This is a genomic window from Aquabacterium sp., from assembly GCF_036273115.1.
In the GTDB taxonomy this organism is placed as follows: Bacteria; Pseudomonadota; Gammaproteobacteria; order Burkholderiales; family Burkholderiaceae_C; genus Aquabacterium.
This window is the reverse complement of sequence record NZ_DASUIN010000032.1, coordinates 106,477-125,562: the sequence shown is the minus strand read 5'-3', so window position 1 is coordinate 125,562 and position 19,086 is coordinate 106,477. Positions and strand designations below refer to the sequence as shown.

Annotated in this window: 16 protein-coding genes; 7 read left to right on the top strand and 9 right to left on the bottom strand. The window is 58.3% G+C overall.

The window, feature by feature from the left end; translation table 11 throughout:
* Window positions 1-1,809: glycosyltransferase (locus VFW72_RS15215; RefSeq protein WP_329675132.1), on the top strand; the 1,809-nt coding region annotated here is incomplete at its 5' end.
* A 40-nt stretch (window positions 1,810-1,849) separates the two neighbouring features.
* Window positions 1,850-3,349: a glycosyltransferase family 39 protein gene (locus tag VFW72_RS15210; protein WP_329675131.1), complete on the top strand. Its 1,500-nt coding sequence runs from the start codon at window positions 1,850-1,852 to the stop codon at window positions 3,347-3,349.
* Window positions 3,350-3,535: 186 nt separating this feature from the next.
* Here the strand turns inward: VFW72_RS15210 and VFW72_RS15205 are convergent, their stop codons facing one another.
* From VFW72_RS15205 to VFW72_RS15185, 5 genes are all read right to left on the bottom strand, one after another.
* Window positions 3,536-4,531: an acyltransferase gene (locus VFW72_RS15205; RefSeq protein ID WP_329675130.1), complete on the bottom strand. Its 996-nt coding sequence runs from the start codon at window positions 4,529-4,531 to the stop codon at window positions 3,536-3,538.
* Between the two features lie 184 nt (window positions 4,532-4,715).
* Window positions 4,716-5,828 carry a glycosyltransferase family 4 protein gene (locus VFW72_RS15200; RefSeq protein WP_329675129.1) on the bottom strand — a complete coding sequence of 371 codons (1,113 nt, stop codon included), beginning with the start codon at window positions 5,826-5,828 and terminating at the stop codon, window positions 4,716-4,718.
* Complete coding sequence (gene waaF / locus VFW72_RS15195; RefSeq protein WP_329675128.1) at window positions 5,825-6,904, bottom strand: lipopolysaccharide heptosyltransferase II; 1,080 nt, start codon at window positions 6,902-6,904, stop codon at window positions 5,825-5,827. Before waaF ends, VFW72_RS15200 begins: the two co-directional genes overlap by 4 nt.
* Entirely contained in the window at window positions 6,901-7,962 is a 1,062-nt protein-coding gene (locus tag VFW72_RS15190; RefSeq protein ID WP_329675127.1) for a glycosyltransferase, read from the bottom strand. Before VFW72_RS15190 ends, waaF begins: the two co-directional genes overlap by 4 nt.
* A gap of 4 nt (window positions 7,963-7,966) precedes the next feature.
* The gene (locus VFW72_RS15185; protein WP_329675126.1) at window positions 7,967-8,779 is read right to left on the bottom strand and encodes a polysaccharide deacetylase family protein; all 813 of its coding nucleotides are present in this window, start codon (window positions 8,777-8,779) and stop codon (window positions 7,967-7,969) included.
* A 302-nt stretch (window positions 8,780-9,081) separates the two neighbouring features.
* Between VFW72_RS15185 and VFW72_RS15180 the strand changes: the two genes are divergently transcribed.
* From VFW72_RS15180 to VFW72_RS15160, 5 genes are all read left to right on the top strand, one after another.
* Entirely contained in the window at window positions 9,082-9,444 is a 363-nt protein-coding gene (locus VFW72_RS15180; protein ID WP_329675125.1) for a helix-turn-helix domain-containing protein, read from the top strand.
* A complete protein-coding gene (locus VFW72_RS15175; RefSeq protein WP_205125665.1) occupies window positions 9,428-9,976 on the top strand; it encodes a hypothetical protein in 549 nt (182 codons plus the stop codon). Before VFW72_RS15180 ends, VFW72_RS15175 begins: the two co-directional genes overlap by 17 nt.
* A 91-nt stretch (window positions 9,977-10,067) precedes the next feature.
* Complete coding sequence (locus tag VFW72_RS15170) at window positions 10,068-10,679, top strand: type IV toxin-antitoxin system AbiEi family antitoxin domain-containing protein (protein WP_329675137.1); 612 nt, start codon at window positions 10,068-10,070, stop codon at window positions 10,677-10,679.
* Window positions 10,680-10,768: 89 nt separating this feature from the next.
* Window positions 10,769-11,848: an XRE family transcriptional regulator gene (locus VFW72_RS15165; protein ID WP_045468382.1), complete on the top strand. Its 1,080-nt coding sequence runs from the start codon at window positions 10,769-10,771 to the stop codon at window positions 11,846-11,848.
* Window positions 11,829-12,338: a PIN domain-containing protein gene (locus VFW72_RS15160; RefSeq protein ID WP_202635546.1), complete on the top strand. Its 510-nt coding sequence runs from the start codon at window positions 11,829-11,831 to the stop codon at window positions 12,336-12,338. The genes VFW72_RS15165 and VFW72_RS15160 overlap by 20 nt, the downstream gene beginning before the upstream one ends.
* A 42-nt stretch (window positions 12,339-12,380) precedes the next feature.
* On the opposite strand, the gene VFW72_RS15155 is transcribed toward VFW72_RS15160, so the two are convergent.
* The 4 genes from VFW72_RS15155 to VFW72_RS15140 are packed head-to-tail and all read right to left on the bottom strand — an operon-like array spanning window position 12,381 to window position 19,080.
* Window positions 12,381-13,544, bottom strand: a complete 1,164-nt coding sequence (locus VFW72_RS15155) for a Wadjet anti-phage system protein JetD domain-containing protein (RefSeq protein ID WP_329675124.1) — start codon at window positions 13,542-13,544, stop codon at window positions 12,381-12,383.
* Entirely contained in the window at window positions 13,531-16,905 is a 3,375-nt protein-coding gene (locus tag VFW72_RS15150) for an ATP-binding protein (RefSeq protein ID WP_329675123.1), read from the bottom strand. The genes VFW72_RS15155 and VFW72_RS15150 overlap by 14 nt, the downstream gene beginning before the upstream one ends.
* Window positions 16,902-17,609, bottom strand: coding sequence for a DUF4194 domain-containing protein (locus VFW72_RS15145; RefSeq protein ID WP_329675122.1), 708 nt, complete (start codon window positions 17,607-17,609; stop codon window positions 16,902-16,904). The genes VFW72_RS15150 and VFW72_RS15145 overlap by 4 nt, the downstream gene beginning before the upstream one ends.
* A complete protein-coding gene (locus VFW72_RS15140; protein ID WP_329675121.1) occupies window positions 17,596-19,080 on the bottom strand; it encodes a DUF3375 domain-containing protein in 1,485 nt (494 codons plus the stop codon). Before VFW72_RS15140 ends, VFW72_RS15145 begins: the two co-directional genes overlap by 14 nt.
* Between the last annotated feature and the right edge of the window lie 6 nt (window positions 19,081-19,086).

Sequence of the window (19,086 nt, the reverse complement as noted above, 5' to 3'; positions counted from 1 at the left end):
GTGGGGGCTTGCAACTTTGGGATGGGATTGCACCGGGATCGAGACGTTTTGCTCCTGAATTCCGATACAGAGGTTTACAGCGACTGGCTTGATCGAATCCGGCGTGCTGCCTACAGAAATGGACGAACGGGCACCGTTACGCCGTTTTCGAATAACGCAACAATATGCAGCTACCCTAAGTTCTGCGAGGACAACTGGGGTCAGTTGGAGATAGACGACCAGACGCTCGATGCGCTGTTTGCCCGTCTGAACGAAGGCGAGGAGGTTGAGATTCCTACCGGGGTTGGGTTCTGTATGTACCTCCGCCGGGATTGTCTCGATGCCATTGGCTTTTTTGATTTTGAAAGCTTTGGAAAAGGCTACGGCGAGGAAAATGACCTGAGCCGTCGGGCAATTGCAGCCGGTTGGCGCAATATTTTGACTCCGGACGTCTTTGTGCGCCACTATGGAGGAGCGTCATTTGGCGAGAGTAAAGCTCAGAGAATTGCCGTTGCACTCCAGGTCTTGAATAGACTGCATCCTGACTATGAGTCAGCTGTGCATGAATTCGTCCAAAGGGATCCCGTTCGTCCATACAGAGAGGCCATTGACCTTGCTCGACTCTCGATGAAGTCGGAGAAGGGATCGATGCTCTTTGTTACCCATAGCTGGGGTGGCGGGACCGAGGTTCACGTTCAGGAGATGAAAGCCCTGGTCGAAGCGCAAGGCTTTCAGGTTCTGATAGGCAGGCCCGGCGGTGACCGAGGTGAATTGATCACCTTCTTGAATGAATCGGATCGGGTGGATTTCCCAAATCTGACTGCCATCAGTATTGAGCACGGATTGGACCGGTTTGTTTCGGTGATCCGGGCGCTCAATGTCAAGCATGTGCATGTTCATCACACGGCAGGTTTTGTCTCCGATGTTTCGGATTTCCTGCGCTTGGCCTGTGCGGATGCAGGTGTCAAATATGACGTCACGCTTCATGATTACATGTCGGTTTGCCCTCGGATTACGCTGATCGATCGAACGGGTGTGTATTGTGGAGAGCCCGCGCTAGCCGACTGCGAAACATGTATCAAGCGAGACGGTTCGAAGTTCGGAAATCCGTCGGTGTGGAGTTGGCGCGATCGGTTTGGTCGGTTGCTGAGTGCTGCGCGGCATATTTACGTGCCAGACGAAGATGTCAGTCAGCGCATGTCGCGATATTTCCCGCAACTGAATTTCCAGGTCAAGCCTCATCCCCAAGTCGACGTTCAGCGTGAGCGGCCAGCGAAGTTCGGTCTTCGAGTCGTTAATCAAGCCAAGCGTCGGGTCGCGGTGCTCGGTGCGATCGGCCCACACAAGGGCTCTGAACTCCTGGAGTTGCTTGCCGAACATGTCCGGGCGAATTCTTTGCCACTTGAGTTTGTCGTGGTCGGCTATACCGACCGAGATGAACGATTGAAGCATCTGGGCGTCGAGATAACCGGGGCATATCCAAATGAAGAGGCGGTCAAAAATCTGATTGCCTCAAACGCCGATTTTGTTTGGTTCAGTTCCGTTTGGCCGGAAACCTTCTCCTACACTTTGAGCGCTGCGTTCCGGGCCAATCTTTATCCAGTTGGATTTGATTTTGGTGCGGTGGCTACTCGTATACGGGCGGCCAATTGGGGGCAGTTGCTTCCGATTGAGTTGATGCTGGATATTGAGGCCCTGGCTCTTGCACTTTTGAACATTTCTGTATCCAGTCAAGCGAGCCATGGTGGAGATAAGCAAGCCGAAATGGATTGGTCTCACCCTGTGGGTGACAATTTTGTTGAGGGCTATTACGGCTTGGAATTGTGTTGAGCTAATTTGACGATGAGTTCTTTTTTCGGGGCTGACTGTAATGACTGAGTGGAGGTATCGGGAACTGGCGCTGCTGGCTGTGACATTCTCGTTGGTTGTGTTCGGAGGCTTTCTCAGATTTCATGATCTGGGGCATAAAAGCTTGTGGACCGACGAATTGTTCTCAGTTGATATTGCGCTGTTCCGGGACTTTCTGCCCCCATCCGCAGCTGATGGAGAGGTGTTTCGTCGTACCCAGATTCCTGGAATCAATTCGCATGACACTTTTCTAACGCTGAAGGCAGCGGATCAAAGCCCTCCCCTGAACGAGTTCTTGATGAGGCTGTCAGGGAAGGTGCTCGGTTTTGACGAGTATTCGATGCGCTTGCATAGCGCCATTGCTGGGACCCTGCTTTTGATTTTCATCGCTGTTTTGGCGGTGAGGGAGCGTGATCACGTCGGGCGAAGGGCGCTCATCCTCGCATTATTTTTTTCAGCATTTTCCCCCGCACTCATTGAGTATGCCCAAGAGGCTCGGGCGTATGCTTTGGGTTCCACCATTTGCTTCATTGCATTTTGGTTCTGGTATGTTCGGTGGAGAGACTCTGGCGCGGAGTTGGGAAGGCCCCCAATTTTTGTGGATTATGTGCTGTGGCTTGCTGCGGCATATACGCATTACAACGCCTTGATTTTTGTATCTATTCTGGCTGCTTTCGATGCATATGCAGCCGTGCGGCGTTCCAATTGGCGCGTGATCAGATCCATGGTGCTGCTGCTCGTCTTGTTCTTGCCGTGGCTTTGGTTGAATTACCATGCCCTTGTTTTTAGTGCGCAGGGTGGAATAGGTTGGGCCAAGCAATCGTTTTTCTCGGCATTTTCTCAGTCCGTTCCCTTGACGATGAAAATGTTGGGCGAGGCCTGGTCGTTTCTTTTTATTTTTGCCGCTTGGCTGGTTGTTCTGCAAAGAAATAGGGGGGCGGAGGATCTGGGTGGCAAGAAACGGCTGCTCGTCTTGACGCTGATTTATGTCTGGTTCTTGTTGATTTGTTATGTTGTGGGGCGTAGCGGGGTTTTCCACTCACGTCATTTTGTATTCTTGATTCCGGTTGTGTATTTCTGGGCGGCCACAACCATCTCAGCGATTCGGTCGGCTTCGGTTGCATTTTTGCTTGTGCTGGTTTTTTCCGCCGGAATACCCGAAAGCATCAAGAATTTATATGGCGCAATGAAAGAGGACTATCGGTCTGCTTCAAATCATGCTTGCAGCATGATCGATTCAGACGTTCCCGTTGTCACCACGTGGGCGCCAAACAGTAACTTCTACAAGTTTTATCTTCGGCAGTGCGCAGCCAAAGGTCCGGCCGCCCATTACTCGCTCTCTACGCCTGCTGAATATCCCGGCTTGTGTGATCAGGTTGGCACGGCACGCCGAGTTGTCTTTGAGTATCCTGATGCCCATACTGGGGTGGTTGACGGGTTCCGCGCTGTTTGCGGTCAGCAATTCAGCCAGAAAGAGAGAACTCGGTTCTACGGAGTCTCTGCGGAAGTATGGAATCGCTAGGTCCCTGAAACAGTGCAAGCGCGGTACGGCCTTGTGATTTTGCATCTGGCTGACTGAGGGGGGCACTGCGGCGTTCTACAGCAGGTCTGAACGCTCTGAATCATGGCCCATTTTGCTTACGCTCGGACTATCGATGCGTGCGGCTCGTGCTGTCGAAGCACAAGCCGCCAGCCTGAAGCCTGCGTGTCAGCCGTTGAGCGGTGTGGGCCTTGTCTTCAGAAATCGAGACTCAACAAACTTCCATGAAAATGCGGCGAGGACGATTGTGCACGCCATGCTAGCCAGCATTGATTTCGTGAAATTCAGGTTTGTGTGGTTGATGATCAACTGCTGCGTCGGGAACGCGTAAATGTATACGCCGTACGAAATATCGAAGCGGCGATTGATTATTTTGTCTGTGAATGACATGGAAATCAGTATCGAAATGATTGGTATCAATACATATATCAATAGCTGAAGTTCGAATGTCTGGTTCATGGCGACCAAGAGTGCTACGGATACAGCAACCGTTGCCACCTTGAGTCGGGTGTTCGCAATAAGAGAATCTCTGAGCTGATATACGACTGCGCCTGTGAGAAATGAAAGCAGCAAAGGCAGCAGTGCTTGCAGGCTTACCCCATAGAAGCCGATTTTGAAAGGGGAATTGATTGAATAGATGCACGCGCAGAGAGTGAGTGGAGTCAATATGGATAGGCTCTTTTTGATGTTGGCGTGCGAAATGAAAAGGGCTACGACGATGTAGCAAGTAAATTCGAGCGAGAGCGTCCAGAGGCTTCCATTAATGGAGTTGGGGTATTTGAAATCCCGTGCGATGCCCATATCTGTGGTGACAAACATCATCGCTGATCGTACGAACGCCACGAAGTTCGCGGATCCCGGTAACTTCCCTTCGATCAGCGGGATGGCTATGAAATATGTGATGGCTGCGCAAAAAATCAAGCCCGGAAAGATTCTTCTGACTCTCTTTTCCAGAAACAACATGGTCGATCTGGTCTGAACCCTTGATGCAGTGATGAGGTAGCCTGAGATGCCAAAGAAGATAATGACCGCCAACCCACCGTATGAAATGACATTCATGAAGGCAGGTTCGGGTCGCGCGCTGAGAGGATAGTGGTGTGAAAAGATCACCATCAGGGCAGACAGCAATCTCACAATGTCAAAAATGTTTCCCGGTTTATTCATGGCGGTTGATTTTTTGCCCGGCTTGTTGGGATGTGTAGGCGGTTGAGCGCGGTGCTTGTTTCTGTGTTTGTTTTAAATCGGGGGTGAATCTGTGCTACTTAGGCCAATCTTCATCGCCCGTGCCTGCAGTGAAATGGGCTGGTATCGGTGTCGACTACCGGTCTGCGGTTGACAGGAGCTGTCGCTACACCGAGCTCCCCGCTCCCGTCGAGGGTTTGCTCAGCAACTGATACACCCCCAGGTTGCCCTGCACCATGGCCTGGATCGAGAAGCGCGACTCCACCCATTCCCGACCGGCGCGTCCGTACTGTTCGCGCAGATCGGCGGAGGCCAGCAAGGCATTCAGGTGCCTGGTCAGGGCTGAAACATCGCCCGGTTCCATCAGCTCACCGTTCAAGCCGGGCTGAACGATTTCCGGAATGCCACCTGCGCGGCCCCCGACCAGCGGCACGCCGCAGGCTGCTGCTTGCAGCAACGACACGCCCAAGCCTTCCATGTGGGCCGGGTGGGCGAGCACATCCAGGCAGGGCAGGATCTGCGCCAGATCTCGACGGAAGCCTGGTAGTTGAACGTGATCACGCAACAGCGGCGATGCGTTCACCTGGGCTTGAATGTCGTCCCGAATGGGGCCCTGGCCAAACAGAATCACTTTGGTACGGGGATGTTCAGCGAGTACGGCGGGCAGGGCTTCCAGCAGGGTTTGATGCCCTTTGCGAGCGATGAACTGAGCCACCATGCCGATGACCTTCTCGTCAGGGGCAATGTGGAAGGTTTCTCGGAACCAGTTCAGGTGGGCGCGATCGGGGCGGTATTGCTGCGTATCGACGGCGCTCAGCACGCAGTGAATCTTGTCGGCAGGAACCCCCTCCGACAGCAGCACCTGGCGGATGCCATCGGAGATGGTGACCACCTTGTCGTAGAGCTTGTATTTCAGCTTCACGACCCAGCGGGCTTCTGGGTTGTCGACACGGCGGCTCAACACCACCGGCACCCCTTCCAGCCTACCCGCCAAGGCGCCCCAAATGTCACTGCCGCGTCGGCTGTGCAGGTGAACGACGTCGGGACGGGTCTCCCGAATCAAGGCGCGCAAGCGGCCAAGCAGACCGACATCGAGGTCGCCCTTCATGGGCATGGGGCGAACGTCCGCGTGTGGGGCCGCTTCTTGTGCGATGGCGCTGCCTTCCGGGCAAGCCAGAATGCTTTGCACACCCAGTTGCTTGAGCCCGCGCAGCAGAAACACGACCTGAAGGGCGCCGCCGTACAGGTGCATGCCGGCTTCAATGTGCAGGACTTTCATGGCGCGAGACCCGTGGGGTTGTAAAGAGCTTGGGCCTGTGCCAGTACCCGGTCCACCGTGAGTTGCTTCATGCAATCGAAGCGGCCCTCGCAGGTGGGGCGGCGTCGGCAGGGCGAGCAGGGCAGGGCGTCGTACATGACCTGGGTCGTGGGCGTGCCTGAGCTCAGGTAGGGGCGTGTGGAGCCGAATAGCGCCACGGTGGGCAGGCGCAAGGCGGTGCCCATGTGGGTCAGCCCGGTGTCCACCCCGATGAGTTGTTGGCACTGAGAGATGAGCGCCACGCTTTCGTCGAGCTTGAGCAGTCCGGTCAGGTTGATCAGATCAGAGCAGCCGGCAGCAATGCGAGCCGCAGCCTCCTTGTCAGAGGGGCCGCCCAAGACGATGGGTTGTAGGCCCCTTTCCAGCAGGTGGCGCGCCAGCTCAGACCAATTCGTTTCGACCCAGTGCTTCTGCGGACGAGTGGTGAAAGGACACAGCACGACCAGGGGGCGTTGCGGCTTGCCTGCGAGTGCGGCTTGAAGGGCTGCTTGGGCTTTGGCCAGAGGCGCTGCGCCCACCGCCAGATCGAGCTGGAAGTCTGCTTCAGGGGCACCCAGGTAGGTGGCCAGGTAGCGGTATTCGGAGCCGATGCGGGTATCGGCCCCCGCGGGCGGCACCACACGTTCATGAACCAGCAGGTGGCTGCCTTCGCGCGCGATGATGCTGATACGCCGAGGGGCGCCCGTGAACCAGGCGCACATTCCGCTCTTGAGAAGGCCCTGGCCGTCGAGCACCAGATCGAAGCGCATGCTGCGCAGCATCTTGCGAAACGCTCGGATCTCGCGCCACAAGGCGCCATATTGCTTGGCCTTGAGCAATTGCTCCCACTGGGCGCGAGGCCAGATCAACACATCCTTCAGTTTGGGGTTGTGCTTGAGCAGCGGGGCGCAGCCGGCTTCGGTCAGCCAGTACAACTCAGCTTGCGGAAAGCGCTTGTGCAGGGCCGGAATCAGGCCAGAGGACATGACGATGTCGCCCAGTGCGGACAGGCGCACAATCAGGATGCGGCGTGGTTCAGGGTGGGCTGCGGTGCTCATGCGTGTCGGGCCTGGTCCAGGCAGCGTTGGTAGACAGCCAGCGTCTGCTCCACCATGCTGCGATCGGTCAGTTGGGTTTCGTACAGATGTCGCCCGGCCTGGGCCAACAAGCGGCACTCTTCGGGGGAGCGAGCGAGTGCCTCGATGCCGCGCGCCAATGCCTCTGGGCTCTCGGGCTCGACCAGCCAGCCAGTTTCATCGTGGATCACGATTTCAGGCACCCCGCCTACCGATGTGGCCAGCACGGGCAACTGTGCCGCAAAGGCTTCAATGACGGACAAGCCCAGTGCCTCGCGTCTGGAAGACAGTGCGTAGGCGTCGAAAGCCGGCAGGATGCGCTGAACGTCACCACGATAGCCCAGAAAATGGATGCGCTCGCTGTGCCCAGCCAGGGTTTGAACTTGTTTGCCAAAGTCGGTGGCCGGATCGCCGATGAGGTAGAGGTGCACGCGCGGGTCTGACACCTGTGTCATGGCTTGGGCCAAAAGGTCTTGCCCTTTATCGCGAATGAAGCGCCCCACGTTGACCACGGCAAACCGGTCGTCAGGAATGGACAACTCCAGGCGTAACTCATGGCGTGAGCCGTGAGGCCCTTCCGGCATGCCGTTGTAGATGACACTGGTTGCGGCCTCGCGATAGCCATGGCTCAGCAAATTCTTCTGAACGGCCTTGGACACGGCGATGACGTGGGCACAGCGCTCCATGTGCTTGTAGGCGGTGGTGGCGTGCGCAGTGCAAATCGCCACGGGGCGTTGGTGTTTGTGGGCGGCCAGGCCCGCGTACTGGGCTCCGCGCACCAGGTGGCCGTGCACGATATCGGCGCGCCACTGCTGCGCGGTTTTGCGCAGGGTGTAGTGGGAGGGCAAGTCAAACAGGCCCGACATGCGCAAGTGCTGCGTGGGGATGCCCTGGTCTGCACAGGCGCGACCTAGCCACGAATCGGTGGGGCCTGCATACATCACTTCATGGCCAGCAGCACGTTGCCCCTTCATCAAGACCAGGGCGTGGTTTTCAGCGCCGCCATAACCGTGGCTGTGTAGAACGTGAAGGATGCGCATGCCTTTAGCCGCCCTTACGCTTGTTCTTCATGTGCAGCTTCCACGCAAAACCGATCAGGTTGTCGCCATAGGAAATGGCCTTGCGAGGCAACTCGAACGGGCTGGTCGCGGTATTGGCTGAGCCTCTCACACATGTCAAGCCTGTACGGTAGCCGGCTTCTGCCACCAACTGACGAGCCGTGTCGTTGTAGTCGCCATAGGGATAGCAGAAATCGGCTACCTCGGCTCCGAGCAGGTCTTCCAGCGCAGCCTTGCTGTCAAAGATTTCGGAGCGCATGGCCGGGGTCGGCAGCTTGCTCAACCGTGGGTGACTCATGGCATGTGAGCCAAAGTGGGCCCCTTCGCGGTGGAGCTGTCTGATCGCGTCGGCATTCATCAAAGCGGGCACATCTGCGCGCTCGGATTCGAGCCAAGCGGCGCGCTTGCCAATGAGCGAATTCACCAGGAAGACGGTGGCGGGGAAGTTGAACTCCTGCAAGGCAGGCCAGGCATGTGTGCGGAAGTCGTCAAAGCCATCGTCAACGGTGATCACAGCGGCTTTGCGTGGCAGCGGGCGACCTTCGAAGAGGCTTTGTCGGGCCTGTTCCAGCGTGAGGACGTCAAAGCCTGCGAGCTTCAGATAGCGCAGTTGACTGCGGAAGCGGTCAATGTGGCAAAACAGGGCTCGGTGCGTGTCTGGCCGTGGGTAGACCCCGATCTGGTGGTACATCAGGATCGAGATCGGCGGTAAGGCAGGAGGGATCAGACTCATGGGGCAGAAGGGCGACTGGGCGCGAGCAATCTGTGACTGTACCGTAGCTGCCAGATGCGGACGCATGAGTGCGGCGCATAAAGCAAAACGCCGATCACGAGGATCGGCGTTTTTGTATTTGGTGGTGTAGTTTAACAGAAAACCAAACCCACATATCAGCAGTCTCTCAGCCCCGGTCGGAAGCCTTGAGACCCTCGCGCGATTCCGGGGAAGGATTTCGCGCAACCGCACATGCCCATGATTGTAAGTTCAGAGAGGCCGATTGGCACTCGCAGTTGCCACGACTGCCGGGGAATCTCGGGGCCGCAACTTGGCTTTCCTCTCGTTTGTCGCCGTAATGCCCGGCACGAACGACGAAAGGAAATGCCATGCAAACCGAACCCGCCTTCACCGAAACGGAGCTCGCACGTCGGTGGAACGTCAGCATCAAGACCCTGCAGCGCTGGCGTAGCGAAGAACGCGGCCCGCCGTACATCAAGCTGTCAAAGGCCATCCGCTATCCAGTCGATGAGATCGTCACCTATGAGCAGGCGATCCGCCAGGGCATGTCCAACGAAGTGCCGCTGCCATCCTTGAACGACGCGCAGCCCGTTGTCGAATCTCCCGCGCCCGCCGCCCCCGAACCAAAGCGGTACTACTTGAGCGAGGCCTTCGCACTCATCGCGCAGTACGGCAGTCTTGAAGCGGCCGAGGCCGCGCTGACGGAGGCGCGCGATGAAGCCCAAGGTTGATGCCAACAAGCAGGGCGTTGCGCCCAGCCCGGATGAGCCAGTCATCACGTATCCGGTCCTCGATGAAAACCAGTTGTCCTCGAGGTGGAATCTCTCACCCAAGACGCTGCAAAAGTGGCGCTCGGAAGGAATCGGCCCGCCCGCCTGGCACCTCAACAGATCTGTCCGTTACCTTCTGATGGAGGTTGAAGCCTTCGAGCGCAAGGCTCGGGTCACTTGGAAATCCCCTGCCGGACGCCCGTTGTCCGAATCATCTCCCACAGCACGTGAAGATGCCATCGAGCAGATGATGCTGAAGCGGCCTGAACGCCGTGATCGGGTTTTTTACTCCGCCAAAGATGTGGTCGACATCACTGGCTTGCCCGGTTACTGGATTCACCAGAATCAGGAACGCCTGCGGCTCGGCATTCCGTTCTACCGGATCGCAAACGGTGACGTCATCCGCTTCAGCATCGAGGAACTCTTCCTCTGGGAGATGCATCACCTGCGCCCATGCCGGTACCCGATGAAAGGGAATGCTGATGCCCCGTAGTTGGGGTGGGCCGTGGCGAAGTGTGTTGTCATGCGTTCCGATATTTCGTTGATTAATTGAAATTGGAGAACAAATGGAACACACTCCATCAATGCTCTCCGAGACCCACACCCAGCGCATCCTTGATCTGGCCAGCCGGAGAGGGCTGCTACGTGCCAGCGATCTGGACGCCATCAGCTCGCCCCGGGTCATCCTGACGCGCATGACTGCAGCAGGACTGCTGGAACGGGTCGGGCGTGGTCTTTACCGTCTGCCAGGCGCACGGGTGACGGAATTTGAGAGTCTTGCCCTTGTCGCCACCAGGGTGCCACAAGCCGTGTTCTGCCTGCTCACCGCACTCCAGTTTCACGGGCTGACCACCCAACTACCGCGTCAAGTCTGGATCGCCATGCCACGCGGCAGCCACTCACCCCGGATCGACTATCCGCCGATCCGGATGGTTCAGATGGCCGGTTGCGCTCATCTGGCAGGCGTCGAAGAACACTTATGCAACGGGGTGAAGGTGCGGATCTACAGCCCGGCCAAGACCGTGGTCGATTGCTTCAAGCATCGCAACAAGATCGGTCTAGATGTGGCGCTGGAGGCCTTGAAAGACGCCTGGAGGACGCGTAAGGCGTCCGCAGACGACCTGTGGCGCTACGCTCAGGATTGCCGCGTCGCCACCGTGATGCGCCCCTACATGGAAGCAGTCGCCCACGACTGACGCCACGGCCGCCGAGACGGGCGGGCTTCTCTTTGGTTTAAAAATTTGGTAGGATTAGGGTTGTTTTAAACCCAACCCAAGGAGGCGTCATGATTGCAGATCGCATTCGTCAAGCACGATTGGCGGCAGGTCTGACCCTGGGTGCGTTGGGCGAACAGGTGGGTGTTTCTCACACCGCCATCCAGAAGTACGAGAAGGGTCTGCTGACGCCGTCGTCGACTCAGCTGCTCAAGCTGGCCCGCGCCTGCGGCATTCGGACCGAATACTTCTTCCGTACGCACACGGTTGAACTGCTGCAGCCCGAGTTCCGCAAGCTCTCTACCTTTGGCAAGACGGCGCAGGATGCGCTGAAGATCAAGGTCGTCGAGTTGGTGGAAAAGCGCGTGGAGTTGCTCGGCGCATTTCCCGAACTGCCGTTCCCGGCTTTTGCGCCGCCCGCGAATCTGCCCGAGCACATCACCTCGCTGGATGAGATCGATGCGTTCTCGGATTCGGTCCGCAACGCTTGGCAGTTGGGGCTGAATCCGATTGCTGACCTCACCGACACCCTCGAAGGCCTTGGCTTGCTGGTCATCGTGGTCGATGAAGAGAACCCAGGCTTCTCTGGCTTGACGGCCAAGGCACGGACCGAAGATGGCCGGGAGTATCCGGTCGTGGCTGTTTCCAAACGCTGGCCTGGTGATCGGCAGCGGTTCACGCTGGCGCATGAGCTGGGGCACCTGCTGCTCGAAGGACGACTGGCTGACGGCATCAACGAAGAAAAAGCCTGCGACCGGTTCGCCGGTGCCTTCCTGGCTCCGCGTGTCGCGGTGTTGCAGTTGCTTGGGGCACAACGCCATGCGCTGGAATGGCAAGAGCTGTACGTGCTCAAGCACGAGTTCGGTCTGTCGATGACTGGATGGCTGCAGCGCGCCAAACAGTGTGGCGTGATCACCGAGGCCGCTCACCTCTCCATGTTCAAGCGGTTTTCGGCCAAGGGCTGGCGCAAGACCGAGCCTGGCCAGCCACTGCCGCAAGAGCATCCCCGACTGTTTGATCAGTTGGTGTACCGCGCCTTGGCCGAGCAATACATTTCCGAAGGCAAGGCGGCGGAACTGCTGGGCATCCCGATGATGCGCTTCCACAAAGAACGCCAGCTGGAGTCATCGGATGCGGTTGCTCATCAGTGATGCGAACATCTTGATCGATATGGAAGCAGGAGCGTTGATGGAGACGCTCTTCCAGCTTCCGATGCAGTTCGGCATCCCTGATCTGCTGTACTACGAAGAAATTGAACCGGGCAGCCCTGGCCTTGAAGACCTGGGCTTGCAGGTCATGGAGGTCAGCGGCGACTTCGTGGCGTATGCCGAGCAGTTGCCAGGCCAGCACAACCATCTGCTTCCCGCTAAAAACGGTCCCAAGCCCAGTCACAACGACTACTTGGCACTGGCGCTTGCGAAGCAAGAGACCTGCACTTTGCTGACCGGTGACGCCAATTTGCGGATTGTTGCCAACAAGGAGCAGGTCAACGTCATGGGCACCATCGGGCTGCTGTGCGCCATGATCGAGAACCAGCTGTTGTCAGTCGACGACGCCTTTAAGGCACTTGACCGAATGAAGTCTGGCAAGCGACGGCTGCCCTGGCCGGAAGCCGAAAAAGTGCTGAACGCGCTGCGTTGATCAGGTTTGCGATCGGCAGACAACCATTGCGGGCCAGTGGCTTTAGGCCAATGTCCGCTGCAACACGCTCCATGCGGTAGCCCAGTCGATCCGCTCCTGCTCCAAGCGAACGTTTTGTCCCCAGCGATGCTGCTTGAGATCCCGATAGAGTTGCTGCTCTGGCTCCGTCAGAAGCGTCAGTTCCGTTGCCGGATGCTGCGCCGATTCATCCACCCACAGCGCCTTGTGTTGCAGCAAGGTGTCTTCGTCCATGAGCACGGATTGCAACGCTGGAATGTATGAACGGGCACGATGCAGGATGGCAAATCCATGTGTGTCCAAATCACCCCAATAGATGCACTTTGCGCAGGCAAGCCAAGGGAAACGGGCCAACACGTCGACGTTATAGCCAAGACGCATGAACACGACAGCGCCCGGCATGTCGGACATTGCCAGTCCCGTTTGAAGGTTCTCGACAATAAACACGTGTGAGACCGGCAAATTGAGACCCGCCAGGTCTTCCACTGGTGCAGTGATGTCACCCATGCCACCGACCCTGGCTCGCAACGCCTGATCCAGCACCCGCATTCGCACGAGGAGTGGAGGTGCTTTCAGTCCGCAGCGCTGGTAGAAATCCAGTTCGCTGGAAGAGTCCTCTTGAATTGCGGCCACCAGATCCGTCAGCAGCCCTTTGCGCCCATCGAGCCATTTGCTATCCAGCCCGGACACCGGCAGCTGGCGGGGGTAGAGGTCGGATTGTGGATGGTTCGCTATCCAATCCAGCATCTCTGCAAGCCGATGAAAATCGGCATCGCCGTAGTCCGCCAGGACATCAAAGAACCTTGGCAACGGCTGCGCCAGTACCGGCCAGCGAGCGGTGAGTGTCCGGTAGCGAGATTGAGCACGCTCCCATCGCGCGGACTCACCAATCCACATGGCAACATCCTCTGGGCCGCCCAACGCTAGCTTCTCCGGTAGTCGCTGAACGCCAAGCGCTTTCCACCTGCGCTCACACCAGGACAAGGAGCCGACTCCTTGCCAACCTTGCCATGCGCTCACCCAAGCACGAACGCCGTCGACCTGCCTTAGCGCAGCCTGTTCCGTCGGTATGCCGAGCGGAACTTCCAGCGGCCATTGATCCTCGCCCGCATCACCAATCAACCACTCGCGGTGCTTGCTTTGAAAGCGACGGACAAGGAACTGCCGAACATCGTCAGGAAGCTTCAACGCCAGCCTCCTCTCGTGCGTGCTCTGGCAGCTTCAACCGCTGACGATCACCGTCATACTCGATCAGCAAGACGCCTGAGACTCGCCGATCGCTGATGTCCACGAAGCAGGCGCCACCGATGAATGGCTCAAGGGTCATGACGGACTTCAGCGGTGTAGCGACCACCATCTGGAATCCGAAATTGGTAAAGATGTTCATCGCCAAAGCAGTGAACTCGTTATCCGCCTTGTCGAAGGCTTCATCCAGCACGACGGGCGCATACATCGGCACGCCGTGGTCGTTCCCGCCCAGTTGATATCGCAGGGCTGCGGCCAAGCACGTAGTGGCCAGTTTCTGTCGTTGGCCGCCAGACTTGCCTGCTCCGCTGCGGTAGATCTCGACCTCGACACCGCCTTCATCGATTTCCCGTCCGATGAACTCAACATGCTGTCGAACATCGAGCACAGTCTCACGCCAGCGCTTTTGCTCGGGGTCCTGACTGGCGAGTCGATCAACAAGTCGTCGCAAGGCTAGAAACCGCGCCTCCGCAAACTCGCGATCCTCCGTCCATGCATGGCTCAGCGCCTGCTGGATCTCCTGCTTGAACTCCTTGACGTCGACAAGCTGCCGGTCACTGGCGTCGATGTGGAGATAGGTACGTTGATTAGCGCTCTGGTTGAAGGGCACCTGGCCAAGACTGTCGTTGACCAGATCCATCCGTTCCAGGATCGCCTTACGCGCATCGTTCAGGTAGGTGGAAAGCGCCGCCAGATTCTGGTGACTTTGGTTCTGTAGCAGTTCAAAGAATCGCTGCTCATAGGCGGGCAGTCCATCCGTCTCCAGCCGAACCAGTTTGGCGAAGAAATCTGGCGCGCTGGCAAGGCTCGTGTCCATGTCGCCCGCGTCCATCGGCCATTGCCTTTTGAAATCAGCGAAGCGTGCTTCTATTTCCTTCTCGCAGGCACCAATCCCACGGTTGACCTCTTCGATCTCCGCATTGAGTGCGCGTTCTACAGACGTTGTCACCTTGTCGAGGTTGTCGAGCCGGACTGCATCTGACTGCTTGGCGAAGCGCTCGTCGAGACCCGACACCTGATGGGGCGTCAATGGAACGATAGACGCGTCCTGCAAGAGGGATTCCAGTTTCTGGGTGCTGGTCTTGATCTGGTCAAGAATCGAGTCGTGCGCGCGTGTTGCCTGGCGAAGCTCCTTGTCAGCATCCTCGACGAGCTTCTTTTGTTCACCGATCTGCTCGCTGATTTGCAGCAGGGTGGTATTTCCCTCCCGCGCTTCGCGGATCTGCCATTCAATGCTGGAGATGCGATCCAGCAATGGGAGCACATCTATTTCCTGCCACTGGAGATTCACCAGAGTCTGGCACTGCATCGCTCGGGCCGCACGATTCTTGTCCTGGTCGGAGAGCTTGTCGATCTCCCCGCCGAGGCGCGAAATGGTGTCAGCCAGCTCCTGCGCCTGAGCTTGAAAGAGCCCGAGCTTCTCGCGGTTATCGAATCCGAGCACCCAGTTTCGCCGGTCGCCGACACTTCTTCGGTCGTCTTTCTCGTGCCGGGTTTTGCTGTGCTTGACCTGCCCCTCGCGGGTGATGGCGCGATCAGCACTCCTGAACGACTGAATGGAATCGACGCACGCGTAATCGAAGCGTTGCCGTAGCTCGGCCTGGAGCCAATCGGCATACGCCCCCTCCTTGACGTTCAGCTTGAGGACGAGCGAGTTGCCACCAATGGGCTTGGCCTGCCAGGTCTCCGGGCGGCCAGTCCGGTAATAAACCAGGCGCTGGCCGAGGTGGGTGGTGTTGATGTGGTTGGCTAGCGCTGAATACTGGCGCTCGTCTACCAAGAGTGAGAGCGCGAATCCATGCAGTACGCGCTCAATGGCCCCCTGCCATTCGGCCTCGTCAGGCTTCACTTCGACGAGTTCGCCAACAAAGGGAAGTGCCGACTCCGAGATCCCGATGGCGGCAGCGATGTCTCGGCGCATTTCCAGCATGTCGGCTGGAATGTTCGATGGCTGGCGCTGGAGTGCCTGCACCTCTTTCAACGCTTGCGAAAACGCGGTCTCGGCATCCTTCTTTTCTCGGTCCAGGCGGAACTGCTCGGCGCGGCTGTCGTTGCTGCGCTGTTCCCAGTTTTCGACCTCCTGCCGCGCGGTGCCCAACAGTTCAGCGAAGGCTTGAGGCGAATCCGGGAGGCTCCACCCCAGCTTCTTACATGCCTCTTCGGCCTGACCGCGTTTGCGCAGACGATCTGTGCGCTGGCCTTCCAGCCCTGATTTTTCGGCCTCCCATTGTTCGATCTGGTCACCACCTGCCTCACGATGCTGTCGCTCCAGATCGCGCAGGATTGCGGCGTGGTTATCCAGCGTGCTTTGACGCCGCCCCACTTCACCTTCTGAGCCGTTGGCTTGCACCTCTAGGGCCGCCACATGCTCCTTGAGAAGGTCAATGCGTCGGGTTTCCCGGTAGCCATCGACGCCAAGCCGAAGCTCATCCAAGCCGTTGCGCTGCAGCACCAACGAGTCCCTGCGCTGATACTGCTCCCGCGCTGGGGCGAGCGTTTGAACCTGCTCGCGAGCCGTGACGACCGCCTGGTGGGCCGCATTGAGTTCTCCAAACTCGCTGACCAAGCGATCCGCCACCTCGAAGGTCTCGGGCTTGTCGAGCATGAAGTCGCGCAGGAAGGTATTGAGGTCACCGAGGTTTTTGGCCGACTGGGTTTTGTGCAGCAAACGCAGCGCCATTTCGCTCTCGATGCCGAGCAGACGGCAGAACCGTTCGCAATAAGGACGAAATTCGTCGCGTGCGAATGCTTCCGGGAAGGACTGCTTGAGCTTCCGGATCTCGAAGTTGGATTGGCCAAAATCCTCCAGCTCGCGCAGGTCGAAGGCCCGCTCCATGACTAGGTAGTGGCGTTTGACGTCGGTGCTGCCGTTTGCATTTCCCCGCAGCCAGAACACCTGAACCAACACCACAGACTGACCCAAGGCATTCTGGTAGGTCAGCGCCAAGGCTGACCAGGTCGTCCCTGCGCGCAGGTAGCGGGTCGCGATCTCGCCCGACTCCCCATCCTTCTGTTCAGCCCACGCACCACGTATGTAGGTGACGAGGTTCCGGTCACGACCACTGCGGTCCGCCTCGCGTGCGGCCGCGTTGAAGTCGATCCAGCGAGGTGGCGTCAGCAACGCCGAAAACGCATCGAGAAGCGTCGACTTCCCTGCGCCGGATCGACCCACAAACAGAAAGCCTCGTTCGCTGATCGGTACGTCGTGCAGGCCGGAGAAAGTACCCCAGTTGTAGACCTGCAGGCGAGTCATCCGGAACTGCTCGCGGGCAAACAAGGAGGCGGTTTGGGGTTCCGAGATCATTGGTCGGCCTCCTCATCAGCATCAGTCTGAACCAGCTGCGCTGGCGTTTCTCCGGCCGCCATGCGCTGATACAGGTGCGTCAGCGCTTGTATTTCCTCTGCCGAGAACAGGAGTTTCAGCGTCGGCGAAATCTCGAAGCGATCCTCGCTCGAGCGAATTTTCTGAAGGATGCTGTGCTTCTTGATCTTCTCGATTGAGGCATGAACCCGTTTCACGAACCCTGCACGGTCGGTGTTGGCGGCGCGCTCATAGAGGGATAGAAACTCCGTGATCTCATCTGTCGACACCACGGCACGATCTCCCTGCGAGTCCGCCTGGGTCAATCGCTGACGAAGGTGGAGCAGCAGAATGGAGTCAATGAACGTCAGCTGGGCGCGACGCAACAGGAGAGGTACCTCAAGGTCGCCGGTATCTGCCTGGCGCGTGAAAGCCACTTGTACGTCTCGGTCGATAACCAGTTCGAGAAACAGCTCGGCGAGACGCCGACGGATCACCGCTTCGTCTCGTACCAAGATCGGCCAGAGTTTTGGATGCCGACGTCCGTCGAGCGATGGCCCTGCCAGCAGCTGCACCAGGGCGCGCCGGGTATCCAGCGGCAACTCGCCGCTGTCGCCCAGGAACAGGGTGTTGGCGGGTGCCGGAGCAGCATCGGGTGCTTGTGCCTCGGCTGGCATTGCCGCTTCGTCGTTCTCAGACCAGTTCATTGGCCCGCTCCCTCAAAAAGAAGATCTTTGGAATTCGGGCGCTACGACGCTCGTCGTCGCCTCCAACCCAGCCTACGGTTTCACTGTGGTCGGCCTTGAACCCATGCCGACTGCCCAACGCCAGCAGGCCGACGACGCTGCCCAGCCCCTGTGCAGCAGGGAACTGCTCCAGCACGTCGGCAATCGATGCCTGGGAGCGCTGATCCAGGACTGCCAGCACGTTGGCCTTCAGGGTTCGGAAGTCGATTTCCGACTGCGCGACCAGTTCGCTCACAGACTCTAGATCGATGGGCGGCGCGTCTCCTTCTGCCATCTGCCCAGGCAATGCTTGCAGGGATGGGTCGTGCAGCACCCATTGAGACAAGGAGCGCAACCGACTGCTCGTGAGTTCCAGCGTGTACTGGAGGGTGTCAGTGGCCCTGACTTCGTCCTTCAGGCTCAGTGCTGCGCGCTGAGCGTCTTTCAGCAGGTGATTGAGTCGGCGTTGCTCGAGGTATTCACGACTCTGGACGAAGTGCTTCAGACTGCGCGCGAAGGTCTGGAGCACCTCGTGAACCATGCCGCCCTGCTCAAGAAGGGTGCGCGTCAGCCGCAGAAGAAATCGTCGCTCCTTGGCTTCGAGCTGCCCCACGAACTCCCGCGACATAACGCTATCAAGCGCCTGATCAAGCGTGGCCGCTTGCTCCGGGTCCGTAAGCAATCGCCAGAAGGCGGAGAAAGTTCTTCCGGCGTCACTCTCTGAAATCAGGTCGATTCCGGCGAACAGCGAATCCAGCACATCCCCACGATTGCCATCGTTGTCCATGATGCGTTCACGAAGATCGCGATTCAGCTGGTCGAACTGATCTCGAACACGGCGGAAATCACCGGCCAGATCGTCGGCCAGCGTGATGATCTCCCGCGTGCGCTCGAGCGCCGTTGTATGGGGCAGCACGCGCATCTGCCCCTTCTGGATGGCGTCAATCTCCTTGTCGATGCGGGCTTGCTCGGCCATGAGCCGGTCGATGCGACGGAACTTGTCGGTGTCTGTGTCCTCGGCAAGTCGCGCCAAGGCCTCGATGACGAGCGTCAGGCGGCTTTCGGTCGCGGCTGAGTGCGGCTGTGCCAGTCCAGAGACAAACCGAATGGCTTCGACGGCCGCCGTGGAGAGTTCATATTCCTCTTCTGAAGCCCCAGCCGGGAAACGTCGCTCGAGGAACCCATCGGCGAGCCAGCTGGCGACATACGCCTGTGCCGTTTGGGGAAAGTCTTCGCCTTGGGCGCGCAGCTCTTCCAGATCCCTTGCGATGCGTTCGTGAAAAATGGAGGCAGGGAGGCTTCGCTCGCCCTCATACAGATGGGACTGAAGCAGGCCAATGACGGTAGGCCCGGTAGTCGAGGCAAGCAGCCGCCACAGCGGCTGCGCCCGCATGCGCCGGTAGGTCGCGATGGCTTTGTCTGCTTTCACTCCCATGCTCCAAAGTGCGGGCATCGCCCG